Genomic DNA, 19,011 nt, shown 5'->3' with positions numbered 1-19,011 from the left:
TTTGCAACCAAACACTTATCCAACATCATCTGGCAATATTAACAGTATGTACAAATCAATATATCTTAAAAAGGGAAAGGAAGAAAGTTTAAAGCGTTTTCACCCCTGGGTGTTCTCTGGGGCCATCAGTCATTTTGCCGAAAAGGGCGACATTGACGAGGGGGAACTGGTGCGCGTGCTCACAAATGGGGGCGACTTTATCGCCGTGGGGCATTATCAAATCGGCTCTATCGCCGTGCGTGTGCTGTCTTTCAGGGATGTGGAAATTAACGCCGACTTCTGGAAAACCCGCCTAACCTCGGCACTAAACGCTCGTTTGGCCATCGGCATTGCCAACAAAGCCGACAACGACACCTACCGACTAGTGCATGGCGAAGGCGACAATCTGCCAGGACTAATCGTTGATTGCTACGGAAAAACGGCCGTAATGCAAGCCCATAGCGTGGGTATGCACCTTGCCCGACACGAGATTTGCAAGGCATTGGTTGAGGTTATGGGCTCTCGCATAGAGAATGTGTATTACAAAAGTGACACTACCCTACCCTTCAAAGCCGAGTTGGGACAAGAGAATGAGTTTATCTATGGCGACAGCGAGAACAATACGGGCATGGAAAACGGCTTGCTTTTCCACGTTGATTGGCTGAAAGGACAAAAGACAGGGTTCTTTATCGACCAGCGCGATAATCGTTCGCTGCTCGAAAAGTACGCAATGGGAAAAAGCGTTCTCAACATGTTTTGCTACACAGGAGGCTTTTCGGTGTATGCTATGCGCGGCAACGCCAAGCTCGTTCACTCGGTAGACAGCAGCGCAAAGGCCATCGAACTGACCAACCAAAACGTGGAACTGAACTTTCCCAACGACAATAGGCACGAGGCTTTCTGCGAAGACGCATTCAAATTTCTAAACGCCAACGAAAACAAATACGACCTCATTGTGCTAGACCCCCCTGCATTTGCCAAGCATCGCGCCGCACTTCACAATGCACTTAAAGGCTATACGCGGCTCAACGCTAAGGGGTTCGAGTGTATTAAGCCTGGCGGTCTGCTCTTCACATTCAGTTGTAGTCAGGTGGTTACCAAAGACCAATTCCGCAATGCCGTGTTTACGGCTGCCACACAAGCTGGTCGCAAGGTCCGCATCATGCACCAATTGCACCAGCCTGCCGACCATCCCATCAACATTTTCCATCCCGAAGGCGAGTATTTAAAGGGACTTGTGCTATACGTAGAATAATAGGCCTGCGCCACCCAACAACACCCAAAGTGCGCATGAAGAAGATTGAACGAGAGGTAAGCCAATACATTGACCGCCATAACTTGCTTTCGGCAAGTGGTCGATACCTCGTTGCCCTGTCGGGTGGAGCCGACAGTGTGGCGCTCTTCCGCATGCTCTTACGCCTGGATTATAAGGTAGATGCTGTGCATTGCAACTTCAAACTACGCGGCGAAGAGTCGTTTCGCGATGAGGCCTTTTGCGAAAACCTATGCCGAGAACATGGCGTAGCTTTCCATACTGTGCACTTCGACACCGCCGAATACGCCGCCTTGCACAAGCTTAGCATAGAAATGGCAGCACGCGAATTGCGCTACAACCATTTCGAGAAACTTCGCAACGACCTAGATATGGATGGAATTTGCGTGGCCCACCATCAAGACGACAACGTTGAAACCATGCTCATCAACCTTATAAGGGGCACGGGGCTAAGCGGCCTTACGGGTATGAAACCTCGAAACGGGCACGTGCTGCGCCCTCTACTCGCCGTTTCGCACGCCCACTTGCTTGACTATCTGCAAGCACTGGGTCAACCATACGTAACCGACAGTACCAACCTGACCACCGATTTCACACGAAACAAAATCAGGCTAACACTTGTCCCCCTGCTAACAGAAATCAATCGCGTTTCTACAAACAACATCGCAAAAACAATAGAAAGGCTTGCCGAGGCAGAAAAGATATTTAATCCTGCCATTGAAAGACATGCAAACGATGCTACGGTGGTGCGCGAAGATGAACCAAGATGGCGGTTGGGCATCTCGATAGACAGGCTAAGGCAAACACCTTCGCCCGAATATGTGCTCTTCCAGCTAATACACCCTCTTGGCTTTGCGCCTGCCCAAATAGAACAGATAGCGCAAAATCTTGATCAACAAACGGGTAAGCAGTGGCAATCGCCCACGCATACACTTGTTATTGATAGGCAAATGCTCTTGGTTGAGCAAACGCTGCCTGCCAGCAAACTGGCCAAAACAATGCGCATACCCGAAGAAGGAACCTATGTTTTCTCGCCAAATGTGCGCATAAAGGTAAGTAAAGGCGTAAAAAACGAACGTTTTTCACCCAGTAAGGCTCCTCATTGTGCACATCTCGACATGGCCAACATCGCCTTTCCGCTAATGGTTAGGCACATAAAACCAGCCGACCGATTTGTGCCTTTCGGCATGCGGACCTCTAAATTAGTAAGCAATTTTCTAACAGACAGAAAGCGCTCGTACTTCGACCGACAACGACAACTAGCCGTTTTCGATGCCAACGATGCGCTTTTGTGGCTCGTGGGCGAACGCACAGACAACCGTTTTAGGATAACGGAAAGAACAACCCGCTTCTTACAACTCGACTATATGGAGATTTAAATTCCTTAGTTTGCAGGTTCGTCGGTGTCTGAGTTCTTTGGTCTTTGTACTCTCCACAAGGCTTATAAGTTTGTAATTATTTTACTTGAAGTGAGAGACAATATCGTTCAGCACTTCAATAACTTATAAGCTTAAACTCTCTAAAGTGGGCATTTGCCCAATTCGTAACCCCCCAACAGCACAATCCATGCGGCGTACTTGTCGCTAAAAAATGATTGTAAGAAACAATTATCAAACCAAAAGACAATGAAAAAGGCTATTATTATGGGCGCATCGTCGGGCATTGGCTATGCCGTTGCCAAGCGTCTTATTGAAGAAGGTTGGATGGTGGGACTTTCTGCTCGCCGACTAGAACCGCTAGAAACATTAACACAACTGGCTCCCGAACGGGTATTTACACAGCGCATTGACATTACCGACACCGAGGCGACAACGTCTTTATCGCAACTTATCGTCCGCTTGGGTGGTATCGACCTCTATTTTCATGCCTCAGGCATTGGTAAACAAAACACTTTGCTAGACGAAAGCATCGAGCAAGCCACGCTAGCCACCAACGTGATGGGCTTTGCACGCATGGTAGACTTCGTGTTTAACTACATGGCCGACAACGGCGGCGGACATATTGCCGTTATTTCATCGGTTGCAGGCACTAAGGGTATTGGTAGCGCGGCCTCGTACAGCGCGTCAAAAACATTCCAAAACGCTTATATTCAAGCACTCGACCAATTGGCTGTGAAACGCAAATTGCCCATAATCTTCACCGACATAAGGCCTGGTTTTGTAGACACTCCCATTCTTACGGGCGACAACTACCCCATGTTGATGACGGTTGAACATGTTACCGAACGTATCATGTGGGCGTTAAGGCGCAAAAAACGTGTGCGAATTATCGACTGGCGTTATCGACTGATGGTTCGCATTTGGCGCATGATACCCAACTGTTGTTGGCGAAAGATAAATATTGGCAAAGCCTAATGCGGCCATCCATCGCTTCGCAAGTACGATAAAGCCCCAAAATGTTCGTACGTTTCGTTAGTTTTTATTAATTTTGTAGATGCTTTCAAGAGACATTATTATAAACATTTAGTTCAATATAAACGATGAACATTGAAGAAAATCAACAGGTTGAGTCCAGAAAACTATTGCGAAGAAAACTAGATTTATTACTTCGCACAGGCAAAATTCTCGTTGAAAGTTCGGCAGACACGAGTCGCATTATGCGTAACATGAAAAGAACTGCTGCCTATTTGGGGCTTAACGAAGAGCATCTGCACATCCACATCACCTACAACATGCTGATGGTAAACCTCAGCGATGGTACACATTCGTTTTCAAAATTTCAGCGTTGCGACAAACATGGCATTGAAATGCGCGCCATTTCCGACATCAGCAAGCTGTCGTGGAGTGCCATTAGAGAAGACTATTCGCTAGACCGTTACGAAGAAGAACTCAACAAAATTGGCAGTCGCAAGCGCAGTTACACCCCTTGGCAGGTTGCCATTGCCGCAGGTTTTGCCTGTGGAGGGTTCTGCATTCAGTTTGGTTGCGATTGGACGGCCTTCTTTTACGCATCTTTTGCCGCAGCCTTGGGTTTCCGCTTGCGTACAAAACTCAACGAGATTGGCTCTAACGGCTATGCCAACATTGCCGTTGCTGCCTTTGTTTCCACCATCATCGCGTGGCTATTGGGCACCTTTGCCAACTCGCAGTTGGTGGCCGACATGCCCCAATGGCTTGCCTGTGCACTACAAACCGTCACTCCCTGGCATCCGCTGATGGCCTGTGCGTTGTTTATTGTGCCGGGTGTGCCCATCATCAACTTCGTTAACGACGTGCTAGATAACAACATCGAAGTGGGCATTATCCGTGGAATTAACACCATACTTATTGTTTCGGCCATGGCCTTCGGCATTGTATTCGCCATTCGTGTGTGCGGTATAGACAACTTCGTAAAGGACCTTAGCATGATTCCCCACCACAGTTATTGGGAGTATGCCATAGCTGCCGCCATCTCGGCGATGGGCTTTGCCACCATTTATAACTTCCCACCAAAACAATTGTGGGTACTTGCTCTGGGCGGAATAGTTGCTGTATGCACCCGAAACTACATCAACTTTGGCGACAGTTCAGGGAACATCGGATTGGATTTGGGGCCTGTTATCGGTTCGTTAGTCGGCGCATCGCTTATCAGTATCATCTATATCAAGGTGGTTCATTGGGTCCATCTGCCCCATCAATGCCTTTCCATCCCCACAGTCATCCCTATGGTGCCTGGTGTTTTGATGTATCGTTGCCTCTTTGCCTTGCTCGACATGCACGGCGTTGTGGGCGAACTAACCACAGCCATGACAAATGGCATCCGTGCATCGCTCATTGTTTTGTGCATTGCCATTGGTGTGGCCATCCCCAACATCTTTGCTAGGAAATGGATTGCACCCAATAGACAACGCAAACTAAAACGTTTGATTGAAGAACGAAAGGCTCGCGGTAAGTTTGTAGACCTTGCCGAGATAAAATCTAACTGAGATTATGAGTTGGTGAGTTGGTGAGATTATGAACTCACCAACTCATAAACTCACAAACTCATAAACTCACAAACTAAAAATCGTTTTTTTATTTTACAAAACCACTCCAATTTTCACTCCGTTCTAGCGAAAATCTAGGTCAGAAAGTAGGCAAATATCCACTATTTCTAACCTACCGCGGTTTCCAGCCTATCTTTTTTTAAGAAGAAAACCTGCATTTTGCACCATTTTGCCTTTCTAGTTTGGCTGCCAGCTCATTATTTTTTATGCTGAAATACGCACTTTTAGCCCCTAAAAACCTGCATTTTAATGGATATTTTGCCCTTTTGAGCCATGTGTTTCATGTCTCGAAAGGGTTTTGTTTATACCATTTCAACGTATCTTTATGCTTAATCGCCTTGCATTTGGCACCATTTTGCCTTGCGTTTAGCACCAAAACGCATTGCATTTAGCACCAAAACGCACTGCATTTAGCACCAAAACGCCTTCCATTTAGTACCAAAACGCATTGCATTTAGCACCAAAACGCATTGCATTTAGCGGCAAAACGCACTACATTTTGCTGCTAATTGCCCAAAAACTGGTGCAAAAGGTGCTTTAGGAGAATATAAATTCATTTTGCCTGCATTTACCACTAAGCCCTTTTTACATCCAAACAAACCTTCGCGAGAATCGATTATTTGAGGCAAGGTGAGTGTTTGGTGGATTGAGAGAGCTCTTTTAATGTTAAATTACAAGCGTAAATATTGACATCTCCCCGTAAAGAAACGACATGAATGGCATGAAAACCTTACAAGGATGCCTGTTAGCTCGTTCAGGCTAAAAAGAAAGTATGGCGTTACTCGTATCCTGACACAAAACAATAAACATGACCAAAAGGTTAAACTTAGTAAGGCCAAAGCTTATCATAGGGACAAAAAGACAGTTTATGTGTGATTTATAACATTAGATTCTTGAAGACGTACAAGCTTATAAAACCGTTTAGAACGACATCAATGCCCAACAAAAAGGGCATACGATGAACTCGCCTGCCCCTTTTGTTATTCTAGTGCAAGATAATGAATGTGAACAATTATCCCAATGCTAATCTTTCGAGAGATTGAGATTGTAAACCGTTACGCCGATGAACGTGAGCATGGCAACAAACAGAACAATGGGCGTGAAACTCATTAGGTTTAAGCCATACAGTGCATCATAGAACTGCGAGCTTAGGATGTGGCCAATGCGTGCCACCTGTTCCCAACCCCGCGTAAGCAGAATAAACGCCAAACCCACCATGCAACAGAAGAGCGTCCATACCCTGTTGTAGGTGCGGATGGCCGAACGGGGCAGCTTTTGCATCACGCGTTCAGAAAAGCCGTTGTCGAATATTTCTTGTTTATGCTCCGAAAAGAACTGCATCAACAATTCGTCATCTCTTTCTGTCATATCCATTTTCTTTTAAGTATCGGGTCATTTTTTCTTTTCCTCTGAACAAATGCGACTTTACAGTTCCTGCGGCCATGCCCGTTATCTCGGCTATTTTGTCGATGGGCTGGCCCTCCATGAGTTGTAAAGTAACGCATGTTCGTTCGTAGTCGCTCAGCTTGTTCAATGCGTCGTAAATGTCGAGCGAAACGGTTGTGTCGGAAACCTCTGCGTTTCGCCGTGCTACCTCCGTCGTTTCCAAATCTTCGGTGTGCTTGTTGCTGCGTGTATAGTCGTAGAAAACGTTGTAGGCGATGCGATACAGCCAAGTGGAAAAGGCCGAGTCGCCCCTGAATTTGGTGATATTGAGGTAGGCTTTTACGAATGTGTCTTGTGCCAAGTCGTCGCTCAACGGCTCGTTTCCCAACGTTTGGTTGAGAAAGAATCGCCTGATGGGCGACTGATACCTCACAACCAGCTCGTTAAAAGCTTTACGGTTGTGTTGTTCAGCCGCCAAGGCAACCAGTGTATTATCGTTGAGCTGCGTCACGTTCATTTAGAATTCGGGATGGTTGTTTTCGTCTTTATTTTCGCGTTTCTTGCGAGATGCGCGTGCCATGTACACCTGTCCAAGTCCGTAGCACAACACCAACAGACCCACACCAGCAAGGCCTTCTGCATCGAACATGAGGAACATCAAGGCCAGTCCCAAGCCAAGAGCCGAGTTCTTAACACCTTTTTTCCACAGCATCTCATCGCTTTCGGCAAACGCGGCATCGGCCTTTGCAGGCGGCAATTGGCCCATTTCCATGGCCTTCATCGACAATTTTACGCGGTCGTTGTGTCGCTTTACCATATAATAGATAATTAAACCAAAGATTAGGAAGGGCGCACACGCAAGAATAAAACCGAGAAAGACGATAATAATGACTGCAATCGTGGCTCCTGGGCCATGGCCAGCAACTCTATTAATGAAATGACCAAAATCTTCGTGGACGTCATCGTCGTCGTCCCACGAGCTGGATACATAGGCACTATCCGAACCCGAACCGTTGGCAGAAGCAGTGTCTGAATATACCTCAATGGCCGCAGATGTGCTGTCGGTCTTTACCGATACGGTTGTTGTTTTGTGGCGATGTCGGTGTTTTGGGGTGGCATCCACGGCCGTAACTCCGACCAGAAACAGCATGGAAAATGCCAATAGATATTTTTTCATTGTGTTGTTGTTTATCGTTTTTACGTATATAAGACGCAAACGAATGCGATTTAGTTGCAGAAGATGCGTAAAAATGTATCGTAAAAGTGACGGAAGTGATGATGTAAGTCGGATTTTATTTGTATTTTTGCACGTCAACGCATTGATTGATATTCGTACAACTATGATAAATGAAATAGATAAACATATAGAGTTAAAGGGAGTCAGGGTAAACAACCTCAAAAACATCAGCCTTAACATACCTCGAAATAAGTTCATTGCCATTGCTGGCGTTAGCGGGTCGGGCAAGTCTTCGTTGGCCTTCGACACGCTTTATGCCGAAGGACAGCGCCGTTATGTGGAGTCGCTCTCTTCATACGCACGCCAATTTCTCGGCAATATGAGCAAGCCCGAATGCGATTTCATCAAGGGATTGCCGCCTGCCATTGCCATCGAACAAAAGGTTAATACGCGAAACCCACGTTCAACAGTGGGCACTTCTACCGAAATATACGAATATATGCGCCTGCTTTTTGCGCGAATAGGCAAGACCATATCGCCCGTTTCGGGACAAGAAGTGAAGAAACACAGCGTGGAAGACGTGATACAATGCACCAAACAATACTCCAACGGAACAAAGTTCGTGGTGCTTGCGCCCATACACATACCAGAAGAAAGAACTTTTGAGAAACAACTCAACATGTTTGTTCAGGAGGGTTACACCCGATTGTGGCACAAAGGCGACTTTGTACGCATCGACGAGCTTGTGGAAGACGAGGAAAGGCTGAAAGCAGCCAACGCCGACGAATACCTATTGCTCATAGACCGACTTGCCGTAGACGATAGCAAGGAACACCTTTCGCGACTAACCGACTCGGTAGAGACTGCCATGTACGAAGGTCATGGCGAATGCAGGTTGGTGTTTCTTCCTTCCAACATCACCTACGAATTCTCTTCGCGATTTGAGGCCGATGGCATGACCTTCGAAGAGCCATCGGACAACATGTTTGCCTTCAACTCTCCCCTAGGTGCTTGCCCCACATGCGAGGGCTTTGGCAAGATTATCGGCATAGAAGAAAGCCTTGTTATACCCAATTCCACGCTTAGCGTGTACGATGGTTGCGTGCAATGCTGGCATGGCGACAAGATGGGCATTTGGAAAGAAGAGTTTTGCAGGCGTGCCGCACAAGATAACTTTCCCATCTTTAAGCCTTACTTCGAGTTGTCGAGAAAGGAAAAAGACATGCTTTGGCACGGACTTCCATCCGAAAAGGGGCGCGACATCAGCGAGCAGGTGTGCATTGATGCTTTCTTTCAGATGGTACGCGAGAACCAATATAAGATACAATACCGCGTGATGCTGAATCGCTATCGCGGCAAAACAACTTGTCCCGAATGTCATGGAACACGCTTGAAGAAAGAGGCTACATGGGTTAAGATAGACGGAATGAGCATTGCCGACCTCGTGGAAATGCCCATCGGCAAGCTTAAAACATGGTTCGACAACTTGCAACTAAACGACTATGACGCCAAGATTGCTGCCCGTTTGCTCACCGAAATAAACAACCGACTACAATTCTTGCTCGACGTAGGGTTGCATTACCTCACACTTAACCGCCAATCAAACACACTTAGTGGCGGCGAAAGCCAGCGCATACAGCTCACCACATCGCTAGGCAGCTCGCTAGTAGGCTCGTTATACATTCTCGACGAGCCCAGTATAGGCCTACATAGTCGCGACACCGACCGCTTAATAAAGGTTCTGAACGACCTCGTGCAAATAGGAAACACTGTAATTGTGGTGGAACACGACGAGGATATACTGCGAAAGGCCGACCATCTCATTGATGTTGGCCCAGATGCAGGACGTTTGGGCGGCGAAATTGTATTTAATGCCCCTGCATCCTACATCACAAAGGATGCCTTAGAGAAGTACCCCAACAGCCATACCGTTGCTTATCTCACGGGAGCAGAGAAGATTGACACGCCAACATCAAGGCGCAAGTGGAACCAGTCGATACTATTGAAGGGCGCTCGCATGAACAATCTCAAAGGCATTGATGTTACCTTTCCGCTCAATGTGCTGACAGTTGTAACGGGCGTAAGCGGTTCGGGCAAGTCATCGCTCATCAAAGGCATACTTCATCCTGCCCTTAAACGCAGCATGGGCGACGTTGCCGACGCACCAGGAGAGTTCATTGCGCTGGAAGGCGACCTTAAACGGGTGAAACATATCGAGTTCGTAGACCAAAATCCCATCGGCAGAAGTACGCGTTCGAACCCTGCCACCTATGTTAAAGCATACGAACCCATACGCCAACTCTTCGCAAATCAGCCCTTAGCCAAGCAATTGGGGTTTTCGGCTCAATACTTTTCGTTCAATGCCGAGGGCGGACGATGCGAGGAATGCAAGGGCGCAGGCGTGATAACAGTGGAGATGCAGTTCATGGCCGACTTGATTTTAGAGTGCGAAACATGTCATGGCCAACGCTTTAAACAAGATGTTTTGGACGTTCGCTACGAGGGAAAGAACATTAACGACATTCTAGACCTAACCGTTTCGGAGGCCATTGAGTTCTTCGCCGCCCATAAACAAACAGTTATTGTCAATAGATTACAGCCACTTGAAGACGTTGGCTTGGGCTATATTAAGCTAGGTCAAAACTCGTCTACCCTTTCAGGAGGTGAAAATCAGCGCGTGAAACTAGCGTATTTCATTGGGCAAGAGAAGGCCGAACCTACGCTTTTCATCTTCGATGAGCCAACGACAGGACTTCATTTCCATGATATTAAGCGGTTGTTAAAGGCTATGGGCGCGTTGATAGAACGCGGTCACTCTGTCATTGTGATTGAACACAACATGGATGTGATAAAGTGTGCCGACCATGTTATCGACCTTGGACCCGATGGAGGCGACCGCGGAGGTAAGTTAGTGTTTGCCGGAACACCCGAAGAGCTGGCCAATTGCAAGGAGAGTATTACCGGAAAATACTTGAAAGCGCAGTTGGAAAGCTAACAAACCACGCCCCACCCTATCCCAACAATAGGCAAAATGCTAATGGCAGTTGGCAGAACAGCATATAACATTCGTTCAACCAACTGCCATTAAGCATCTGTGTTTAAGAGAAACTCCTCTTTAATAATGCGCATTAGTTTTGTTTTTGATGTTGTTTTCAGCAGATTGTCATTGGGCAAGCATAGTGTTCTTTTCTCACCAAGGCAATGTACAAGCAAGCTTGGCATTGTTCGTTTGGCTTAACAAAAGCATTCGCCTAAAAGGTCAATCCGTTGTTTGCGGCAAGTGTGTATCTTATTTTAGGTAGATTGCAGACCTCTTTGTGTCTGCGCCACATTGCAGTGCGTAGTTGTCGCCACACCAACGCATGTATATCAAGAGAGGCGTTTCAAAGTGTTTTTTACTTCAACAGTTTCTCAGTAAGTTTCTCCAACATGTCTTTGGTCATCGAGTCGAGGTCGTATTGCGGCATCCAGCCCCACTCTTTCCTTGCAGCCGAATCGTCCATTTGGTCGGGCCAGCTGTCGGCGATGCTCTGTTTCAAGGGGTCAACTTCGTAAACCATTTCAAACTCAGGCTTGTATTTCCTAATGGCTTGGTAGATGGTTTCGGGGTCAAAGCTCATAGAGGCGATGTTAAAACCGTTGTGATGTACCAGTTTATCCTTGTCTGCCTCCATCAGTTGGATGGCAGCATGCAGGGCATCGGGCATGTACATCATATCCATACGCGTACCCTTACCGATGGGACAAACAAACTTTTCGCCTTTAACTGCCGAGTAATAGATGTCTACGGCGTAGTCGGTTGTTCCACCTCCAGGAGGTGTTACGTACGAGATAATGCCAGGGAAACGCACCGAACGCGTGTCAACGCCATACTTCTTTTGGTAATAGTCGCTCAACAATTCGGTTGTTACTTTCGATACACCATAGATAGTAGCAGGGCGTTGGATAGTGTCTTGCGGTGTCATTACGTGAGGCGTGTCGGGTCCGAACGAACCAATCGAACTAGGCGTAAACACAGCACAACCATTCTCGCGTGCCACTTCCAAGATGTTCCACAAACCATCAATGCCGATTTTCCATGCCAATCGTGGCTTGCTCTCGGCCACAACAGAAAGCAAAGCGGCCAAGTTGTAGATGGTGTCGATGTTGTACTTGCGCACCACTTCGGCAATCATCTCCGGATTTGTCACGTCGGCAATGGCACAAGGTCCTGCATCTTTCAGCTCGCCTTTGGGCTCTGCGCCCTGAATGTAGCCTGCCACCACGTTACTGTTACCGTAACGTTTCCTTAATTCACCAGTAAGTTCAGAACCTATCTGGCCCGTAGATCCAATGACTAAAACATTTTTCATAACTGTTTTATCTGTTTTTTTGTTTTTCAGATGCAAAGTAAACGCTTTTTCTTATATGTATAAAAAGTTAATATTTAAAGAAGTTTAAAATTTCACGAGTTCGCAAAAAAAACTCCATTTACGACCTTTGTATCAAAAAAAATGATTTACTTTGTCCTTTGTAACTTAAATTTAAGGATCATTATGTATGGCAAAATGAAAGAACATCTCAGCAAGAGCATCGCTGAGATTAAAGAGGCCGGACTCTATAAGGAGGAAAGGCTCATTGAGAGTGCTCAACAAGCTGCTATCACGGTGAAGGGAAAAGAAGTGTTGAACTTCTGCGCCAACAACTACTTAGGCCTATCTAACCATCCTCGCCTTATCGAAGGTGCAAAGCGCATGATGGACCGCAGGGGATTCGGCATGTCGTCTGTTCGCTTTATCTGTGGCACACAAGATGCCCACAAAGAGCTGGAACAGGCCATATCCAACTACTTCCAAACCGAAGACACCATTCTTTATGCCGCCTGTTTCGACGCTAACGGAGGCGTGTTCGAACCACTTTTCACCGACGAAGACGCCATTATCAGCGATGCACTTAACCACGCGTCCATCATCGACGGCGTTAGACTCTGCAAAGCAAAACGCTATCGCTACCAAAACGCCGACATGGCCGACCTTGAACGCTGTCTGCAAGAGGCGCAACAACAGCGTTTCCGCATCATTGTTACCGATGGCGTGTTCTCAATGGACGGCAATGTGGCGCCTATGGATCAAATATGCGACTTGGCAGAAAAATACGATGCGTTGGTAATGGTAGACGAATCGCACTCGGCAGGCGTGGTTGGCGCAACGGGACATGGCGTTAGCGAACTTTGCAAAACCTATGGTCGCGTTGACATTTACACAGGAACATTGGGCAAGGCCTTTGGTGGAGCCTTGGGCGGATTTACTACTGGCCGCAAAGAAATTATCGACATGTTGCGCCAAAGAAGTCGTCCTTACCTCTTCTCAAATTCACTTGCGCCTTGCATCATTGGCGCCAGCATCGAAGTTTTCAAGATGTTGGCCGAGAGCAACGAACTTCATGACAAGCTAGTAGACAACGTTAACTACTTCCGCGACAAGATGATGGCGGCTGGTTTCGACATCAAACCCACTCAGAGTGCCATCTGTGCGGTGATGCTTTACGACGCTAAATTGTCGCAGGTATATGCGTCGCGCATGCTCGACGAAGGCATTTACGTAACAGGTTTCTATTATCCCGTTGTACCCAAAGAGCAAGCACGCATCAGGGTGCAAATTTCCGCAGGTCACAATCGCGAGCAACTAGACAAGTGTATTGGGGCTTTCATTAAGGTAGGTAAAGAACTTGGAGTGCTAAAATAAGCCCTCCCACCTTTTATATATACGCTCCCGAAGGATTGCATCTACCCTTCGGGAGTTTTTCTTTATCAACTCTTCAAAGATAGACTTTATTAACTTGCGTACCCTTTTCTTTCAATGAGAAAGGGGACACAACCTCTTGGTTGCATCCCCTTATGATTTGATAAGTTAACAGAACTAAGTCTTAGCAAACCTTTTCCAACCGCTTGATGATGGAGAAGATAAACAAGGCAGACAGCAAACAGCAAACGATAAGCACGCTCCATACCATCCACAATTGCATGTCGCCCCATAGATAACCAATGATGGCAACAAGATAGTTACCAATGGCCGTAGCCACAAACCATCCACCCATCATCATTCCCTTATACTTAGGAGGTGCAACCTTAGAGACAAACGAGATACCCATTGGCGAAAGAAGTAGTTCGGCAAAGGTTAACACGAGGTAAGTAGAAATAAGCCAGTCGGGAGAAACGAGCAAACTGTCGCTGATACCGGAGTTCTTAACCTCTGTTGGTGTGGGCAAGCCAAATGATGCAATAGCCAAAACGAGGAAACCGCAGGCAGCGATAAGCATACCATAACCAATCTTTCTAGGTGCAGTGGGCTCTTTACCCCTGCGACCCAGATAGCCAAACACAGCCAAAGATACTGGCGTTAGGGCCACAACGAAGAAGGGATTGAACTGCTGGAAGATCTGAGGTAAAATCTTAATTTCGGCTTCAAGCGATGAATAATTGGCCACTATGCCAATAATGGCGCCTGCCAATACCAACGCTGCTATGGTTTTGCCTTTGGTGGTTTTAGACTGGAATAGCGAGAAGGCACTATAAACAGACACTACTATCAGTACCAAGTTAAGGATGTCGAAACCTAAGCGGTTAAGTCCAACAACCGACTTGGCGGTGTAGTCGCGCGCAAAGAAGGTCATCGTCAGTCCGTTTTGGTGGAACGCCATCCAGAAGAAAATAACTACCGCGAAAACCAACAGCAAAGCAACAATGCGCTGTTTGGTTTCAGCAGGGCTCAATTCGGGTTCGGCAACGGCATCGTTACCAGCCTTGGCCGCTTTCTGTTTGTTGTTTACATCGGCATGCTTGAAGGTTGAACGGAACACCACATAGATAATCATCGACACGACAAGTGATACGCAAGCAACGGCAAACCCATAGTTGTAAGCACGTGAAAGCTCTGAGATGTAAGTGGTACAGAAGCTGGTCATGTCACCTGCATATCCTTGTGCAGCCTTTAATTGTTCGAGCAGCACACTACCATCGGCTTTGATTGTTCCATCCAAGAATTGGTGTGCCAATGAAGGAATCTGCGGTTCATAGGTGAAGTTGGAGCCTGCCAGCACGTAGTTGGTAATCTTGGTGGCAGCCGTGGGAGCGAAAAGCGCACCGATGTTGATGGCCATGTAGAAGAGACTGAAAGCAGTATCGCGCTTGGAACTTAATTGGGGATTGTCGTAAAGGTTGCCCACCAACACTTGAAGGTTGCCCTTAAACAAGCCCGTGCCGCACGATATCAACGCCAACGCACCGAACATCATGGCCTTGCCAGAGAAGTCGGCGGCTGTGGGGATGGCCAGCAGCACGTAACCCAAAAACATAATGACAATACCCGAGGTTACCATCTTGCCATAACCGAACCTGTCGGCTAGGATTCCGCCGATAAGCGGCATGAAATAGACAAACCCGAGGAAACTAGCGAAGATGGTAGACGTCTCTGTAGCCGTGTAACCAAACTTGGCCTGCAAGAAGAGGGTAAAGATGGCAAGCATCGTGTAATAACCAAAGCGCTCGCCAGTATTGGCTAATGCCAATGCATAAAGTCCTTTCGGTTGACCTTCAAACATAATCGTTAATTTTTAGTTTTTAATGAATGATATTTTGTTTAATGTATTTTTCCTAGCAAAATGAAAACTTGTCTGGGTGAGAATGTCGCCATCTACATGGTTTGTCATTTCGATGTGTGGGTAAGGTCGAACAGGTATGCCATCTTCACAACAATGTTGCCGAAGTTAGAGCGGCCAAAGTAGTCGCGCTTGCTGTCGCCATAAATGTTGCCCAACCCATAATAATAACGTCCTTCTAAAAGGAAGTGTCCCACACGAGGTATGCTGTACTCCATGCCCAAGCCTGCTGCTATGCCATAGTCGAGCGTTCGTTCAACGGGCATGGCCTCTTGTTCCGTCACCTTATTAGCCCTGTCGGTTAGGTTTCGGGTAGACACATCGTAATTTGTTTTAGTACTCTCACCAAGGTAGAAACCCATTTGTGGGCCCACCTGGAAAAAGAATTGTGCGCCACGCGTCTCCCTACCCCATGCCAAATGCGCGAATATTGGCACCTGTATGTAGTTTATCGTGCGACTATATTCCTCGGCCAATCCCGTGGTTGCATTCACTACGGGGTTGCGTTCCAAGTCGCGAATGTCTTGTTTCCACCCCAATGAGGCGTAGTTTACCTCGGCATAGATGGAGCAGATGGTATTGAAGTATTTCTCTGACACGTATCGAAAAGACAATCCGCCTGTAATGCCACCATGATAGCCTTGGTCAACACGAGGGTTAAACCCAACATTGCTCAACACATATCCGCCATTGAAACCTATCGAGAAGTTGTTGCGGTAGGCCCCTATCTGCGCTTTGCACATATTGTTAGCTATCAAACACGCGGCGACAATTGCCAATGTTCTTGTTTTCATGCGTTAATAACTGATTAGTTCTATCCGTTTATCGTTGGTATAACGCACTAACATGAATGCTTGGTTCTGCATTCCGCCGCTACCTACTCGCTTGAAGTTGAGCGGTGTTTGCACAGTTGCGTACGCACTTTGTGCCTTGCTGCCATTAAATGCCTTACCATATTTATGCAATCCGCGCAAGAAGAACTGGGCATGGTCGTAGCCCATCAGCGCAAACTTGGGCAAAGCGTATAGCGGTTCCACACCAAACCAACGACGATAGCCTGCTTCCAGCTGCTGTGTTCGCGTCGAGAGTGGATTGTAATAGAAGGTTGTGGGGATGTGGGCGTTGAACTTAAAGAAGTTGTCGAGGTTGTTTCTGGTGTACATCAACCACTCTGTATAGCCGTAAAGCGACACCACAACACTTGGATTGCTGGCTACAAGCCCTTTAAGTTTGGCCATAGCCACTGTTAGTTCGGGCGAACGGCCTGTGTTAAGCACAACAACGTTAGGCTGCGTGCGACTGAATGCCTTAGCAAAAAGTTCTTCGCTCGACTTCAAGTTGGTAATGCTGTACTTTACACCTCGAGCATTCAAACGGTTACGAAGGCCAAAAGTAAAGATTCCTTTCTTACTTGTAGAGTCGTTACAGTCGATAAACACTGCGTGTTGGTTTCCGAAACGTGAGATAAAGGCATCTATTGCGGCATTGTTCAGTTCGTCGGTAGATTGATAAACTTGAAAAATCTCAGGGTTACGACTTACTTCGTCACCCCAAATGGAGAAGGGAATAACCAGCTTAATTCCAGCCCCTTTGCAGAAGTCGGACAGGGGCTTCACCTGCTTTGTGTACAACGGGCCGAATATAATGTCGCAATTACGAATGCTTGCGTTTTGAAGTGTGGCGCGAATGTCAGCGTCTATCGGCACGTTCCATGCGTGTATGTCGATTGAATAGCCTTGTTGTTTCAGGCTGTCGCATCCCATTAGAAAACCCCTGTAGTATTCTATCATCCTCTTTCCGTCGCCATCCACGTCGTGCAAGGGCAACACGAAACCAACCTTGATGGTTTTAGCATGTTGCTCTTGTGAAGTGGAACGGGCTGTGTTTTGCGATTGCAGCTTGACAGCAGGCACCGTGTTCGTGGGTTTCTCGGTGGCGTTCGAAGGATAAGGGATAAAAATGTAGTCGCCTTTCTTCAACTCATATCCAGCCACTTTCATCTCTGGGTTGGCGTTGATAAGTTCTTCCAACGTTAGCCCAAAGTTCTTGGCAATGCCGAAAAGAGTGTCTTTTTTCTTCACCTGATACATGTCGCGCCACTTTAAGTTCTGGGCATCTACAGGTATGCAAAGAAAAGCCACGAACAGCACGAACAGGTATCTGATAATTGCTTTTGTCATTGTTCTTCCAAAATTGGTTACTGCAAAGATAACGATTTTGAAAGAATGAGCAATGAATTTTAAAATTAATTGCATACTATTCTGTATTTCTTACGTATCAATAAGCCATTGACACCATCGCAGAGACCTAATTCATATATAAGCCTGTTTAGAATGAGAACATCTATAATGCCAAAACCTTGGATACGATTGTTTGATTATAGGTCTGTTTAAGAAAGTACCGCTGCTCACTTTGTAGGTTTTATCTAAGCGAACATTGCTTGCATTTTGAGAGTACATAATGAAGTAAGAAACCTAAAAGGCAAGTGAGCTTATGATAGATAAAAACAAACGACAATGTGACGTGTTGCTTAAAATGGGATTCACAGCGTGGATTTAATAGACCGAAACTAGATATTGCACGCTCCACAAAAGGAATTAAAGCATCAACTATCGCGAACCAGTTAAGCACCACTGCTATTACTTTCGTAGGGTTTTGTTCAAGGTAACATGGTTGCTTGTTCCAAACAATCGTATCTTTACAAAAGCATTTACTTTCGACAAAAACTTAGCAGCTCAGCAACTTGTCCACCCATAAAGTTATCAACTCGTCAACTTGTCTACTCGTTAGCACCTCCCTCTTGTCTACTCCGCGACTCAAACTTTGTCAGCTTTTCAGCAAGAAATTTAACATTATGAGTGCCATCGTAATTCACCAACCGCCCACCTTGCCCCAAATAAGCGATTCTCGCGAAGGTTGGTTTTGATGTAAAAAAGGTTTAGCCTGTGAATGTAGCAAAATGAATTTTTATGTGGAAAGACAGCCATTTGCACCAGATTACAGGCTATTTGCAGTAAAACGGAGTGCGTTTTGGTGCTAAATGGAAGGCGTTTTGGTGCTAAATGCAATGCGTTTTGGTGCTAAATGCAATACGTTTTGGTGCTAAACGCAAGCTATTTTGGTGCTAAACGCAAGATGAAAAGTATAACCATCCGCTTAAATAGCATAAATAAAACCTTCTTAAACCATGAAATATGTGCCCCACAGGGGCAAAATGTATATCGAAAAGTGGGTTTTTAGAGGTAAAATGGGTGCATTTGGGCTTGAAAAAAATCGAACCTCCAACCAAACTAGAAAGGCAAAATGGTGCAAAACGCAGGTCTAATTCTCGAAAGTAGACAACAAGAAAGGCGTGAAAGGATAGAAACAACGGCTATTTACCTACTTTATAGCCGTTATTTTCGCTAGAAGGGAGTAAAACCTTGAACGTATTTGTAAAATAAAGATAACAAATTTAAGCTTTTGAGTTGGTGAGTTTGTGGGTAGACGAGTTGACATACTCGGAAGTTGGTGTGTTCGTAAGTTGATGAGTAAATGTATTCGGCAGTTATTGGGCTTTTATGAGTTTATAGGTTTATGGGTTGATTTGTTCTTCAC

General features: G+C 46.3%; 13 protein-coding genes. 6 read left to right on the top strand and 7 right to left on the bottom strand.

The genetic code is table 11. The annotated features are described in order from the left end of the window. The first annotated feature begins 46 nt into the window (after nucleotides 1–46). The 4 genes from HMPREF0670_RS02145 (at nucleotide 47) to HMPREF0670_RS02130 (ending at nucleotide 5,156) form a co-directional block, all read left to right on the top strand. Nucleotides 47–1,234, top strand: a complete 1,188-nt coding sequence (locus HMPREF0670_RS02145; RefSeq protein ID WP_009229519.1) for a class I SAM-dependent rRNA methyltransferase — start codon at nucleotides 47–49, stop codon at nucleotides 1,232–1,234. Nucleotides 1,235–1,269: 35 nt separating this feature from the next. Further along, nucleotides 1,270–2,631, top strand: a complete 1,362-nt coding sequence (tilS, locus tag HMPREF0670_RS02140) for a tRNA lysidine(34) synthetase TilS (RefSeq protein ID WP_009229518.1) — start codon at nucleotides 1,270–1,272, stop codon at nucleotides 2,629–2,631. A 246-nt stretch (nucleotides 2,632–2,877) separates the two neighbouring features. After that, nucleotides 2,878–3,606: an SDR family NAD(P)-dependent oxidoreductase gene (locus HMPREF0670_RS02135; RefSeq protein WP_009229517.1), complete on the top strand. Its 729-nt coding sequence runs from the start codon at nucleotides 2,878–2,880 to the stop codon at nucleotides 3,604–3,606. Nucleotides 3,607–3,731: 125 nt separating this feature from the next. Next, a complete protein-coding gene (locus tag HMPREF0670_RS02130) occupies nucleotides 3,732–5,156 on the top strand; it encodes a threonine/serine exporter ThrE family protein (protein ID WP_044077610.1) in 1,425 nt (474 codons plus the stop codon). Nucleotides 5,157–6,239: 1,083 nt separating this feature from the next. Here the strand turns inward: HMPREF0670_RS02130 and HMPREF0670_RS02125 are convergent. From HMPREF0670_RS02125 to HMPREF0670_RS02115, 3 genes are read right to left on the bottom strand one after another with little or no spacing between them, the layout of a single operon-like run. Next, nucleotides 6,240–6,584: a DUF5056 domain-containing protein gene (locus HMPREF0670_RS02125; protein WP_044077609.1), complete on the bottom strand. Its 345-nt coding sequence runs from the start codon at nucleotides 6,582–6,584 to the stop codon at nucleotides 6,240–6,242. Then, nucleotides 6,568–7,119, bottom strand: coding sequence for an RNA polymerase sigma factor (locus tag HMPREF0670_RS02120; protein ID WP_009229514.1), 552 nt, complete (start codon nucleotides 7,117–7,119; stop codon nucleotides 6,568–6,570). Before HMPREF0670_RS02120 ends, HMPREF0670_RS02125 begins: the two co-directional genes overlap by 17 nt. Continuing rightward, nucleotides 7,120–7,779: a DUF6249 domain-containing protein gene (locus HMPREF0670_RS02115; protein ID WP_009229513.1), complete on the bottom strand. Its 660-nt coding sequence runs from the start codon at nucleotides 7,777–7,779 to the stop codon at nucleotides 7,120–7,122. A gap of 163 nt (nucleotides 7,780–7,942) precedes the next feature. On the opposite strand from HMPREF0670_RS02115, the gene uvrA reads away from it, so the two are divergent. Continuing rightward, the gene (uvrA, locus tag HMPREF0670_RS02110; protein ID WP_009229512.1) at nucleotides 7,943–10,774 is read left to right on the top strand and encodes an excinuclease ABC subunit UvrA; all 2,832 of its coding nucleotides are present in this window, start codon (nucleotides 7,943–7,945) and stop codon (nucleotides 10,772–10,774) included. A gap of 400 nt (nucleotides 10,775–11,174) precedes the next feature. Here the strand turns inward: uvrA and HMPREF0670_RS02105 are convergent, their stop codons facing one another. Further along, complete coding sequence (locus HMPREF0670_RS02105) at nucleotides 11,175–12,131, bottom strand: NAD-dependent epimerase/dehydratase family protein (RefSeq protein WP_009229511.1); 957 nt, start codon at nucleotides 12,129–12,131, stop codon at nucleotides 11,175–11,177. Nucleotides 12,132–12,314: 183 nt separating this feature from the next. Here HMPREF0670_RS02105 and kbl point away from each other — a divergent pair, with 183 nt between their 5' ends. After that, entirely contained in the window at nucleotides 12,315–13,502 is a 1,188-nt protein-coding gene (gene kbl, locus HMPREF0670_RS02100) for a glycine C-acetyltransferase (protein WP_009229510.1), read from the top strand. Nucleotides 13,503–13,683: 181 nt separating this feature from the next. Here kbl and HMPREF0670_RS02095 read toward each other — a convergent pair whose 3' ends face one another. From HMPREF0670_RS02095 to HMPREF0670_RS02085, 3 genes are all read right to left on the bottom strand, one after another. Then, nucleotides 13,684–15,357, bottom strand: coding sequence for a peptide MFS transporter (locus HMPREF0670_RS02095; protein WP_009229509.1), 1,674 nt, complete (start codon nucleotides 15,355–15,357; stop codon nucleotides 13,684–13,686). 104 nt (nucleotides 15,358–15,461) lie between these two features. Next, nucleotides 15,462–16,208 (bottom strand): porin family protein, encoded by a 747-nt coding sequence (locus tag HMPREF0670_RS02090; RefSeq protein ID WP_044077608.1) that lies wholly within the window; start codon nucleotides 16,206–16,208, stop codon nucleotides 15,462–15,464. Between the two features lie 3 nt (nucleotides 16,209–16,211). Further along, nucleotides 16,212–17,594: a LysM peptidoglycan-binding domain-containing protein gene (locus tag HMPREF0670_RS02085; protein WP_044077840.1), complete on the bottom strand. Its 1,383-nt coding sequence runs from the start codon at nucleotides 17,592–17,594 to the stop codon at nucleotides 16,212–16,214. Between the last annotated feature and the right edge of the window lie 1,417 nt (nucleotides 17,595–19,011).

Source organism: Prevotella sp. oral taxon 317 str. F0108 (genome assembly GCF_000162415.1).
Taxonomy (GTDB): domain Bacteria; phylum Bacteroidota; class Bacteroidia; order Bacteroidales; family Bacteroidaceae; genus Prevotella; species Prevotella conceptionensis.
Note: the sequence above shows the minus strand (reverse complement) of the source record. Positions and strands in the feature narration are given on the sequence as shown.

Coding starts and splice junctions, on each gene's coding strand:
- HMPREF0670_RS02090 (WP_044077608.1), bottom strand. CDS start 16,208: ATGAAAACAAGAACATTGGCAATTGTCGCCGCGTGTTTGATAGCTAAC.
- HMPREF0670_RS02130 (WP_044077610.1), top strand. CDS start 3,732: ATGAACATTGAAGAAAATCAACAGGTTGAGTCCAGAAAACTATTGCGA.
- HMPREF0670_RS02125 (WP_044077609.1), bottom strand. CDS start 6,584: ATGACAGAAAGAGATGACGAATTGTTGATGCAGTTCTTTTCGGAGCAT.
- tilS (WP_009229518.1), top strand. CDS start 1,270: ATGAAGAAGATTGAACGAGAGGTAAGCCAATACATTGACCGCCATAAC.
- kbl (WP_009229510.1), top strand. CDS start 12,315: ATGTATGGCAAAATGAAAGAACATCTCAGCAAGAGCATCGCTGAGATT.
- HMPREF0670_RS02095 (WP_009229509.1), bottom strand. CDS start 15,357: ATGTTTGAAGGTCAACCGAAAGGACTTTATGCATTGGCATTAGCCAAT.
- HMPREF0670_RS02120 (WP_009229514.1), bottom strand. CDS start 7,119: ATGAACGTGACGCAGCTCAACGATAATACACTGGTTGCCTTGGCGGCT.
- uvrA (WP_009229512.1), top strand. CDS start 7,943: ATGATAAATGAAATAGATAAACATATAGAGTTAAAGGGAGTCAGGGTA.
- HMPREF0670_RS02145 (WP_009229519.1), top strand. CDS start 47: ATGTACAAATCAATATATCTTAAAAAGGGAAAGGAAGAAAGTTTAAAG.
- HMPREF0670_RS02115 (WP_009229513.1), bottom strand. CDS start 7,779: ATGAAAAAATATCTATTGGCATTTTCCATGCTGTTTCTGGTCGGAGTT.
- HMPREF0670_RS02135 (WP_009229517.1), top strand. CDS start 2,878: ATGAAAAAGGCTATTATTATGGGCGCATCGTCGGGCATTGGCTATGCC.
- HMPREF0670_RS02105 (WP_009229511.1), bottom strand. CDS start 12,131: ATGAAAAATGTTTTAGTCATTGGATCTACGGGCCAGATAGGTTCTGAA.
- HMPREF0670_RS02085 (WP_044077840.1), bottom strand. CDS start 17,594: ATGACAAAAGCAATTATCAGATACCTGTTCGTGCTGTTCGTGGCTTTT.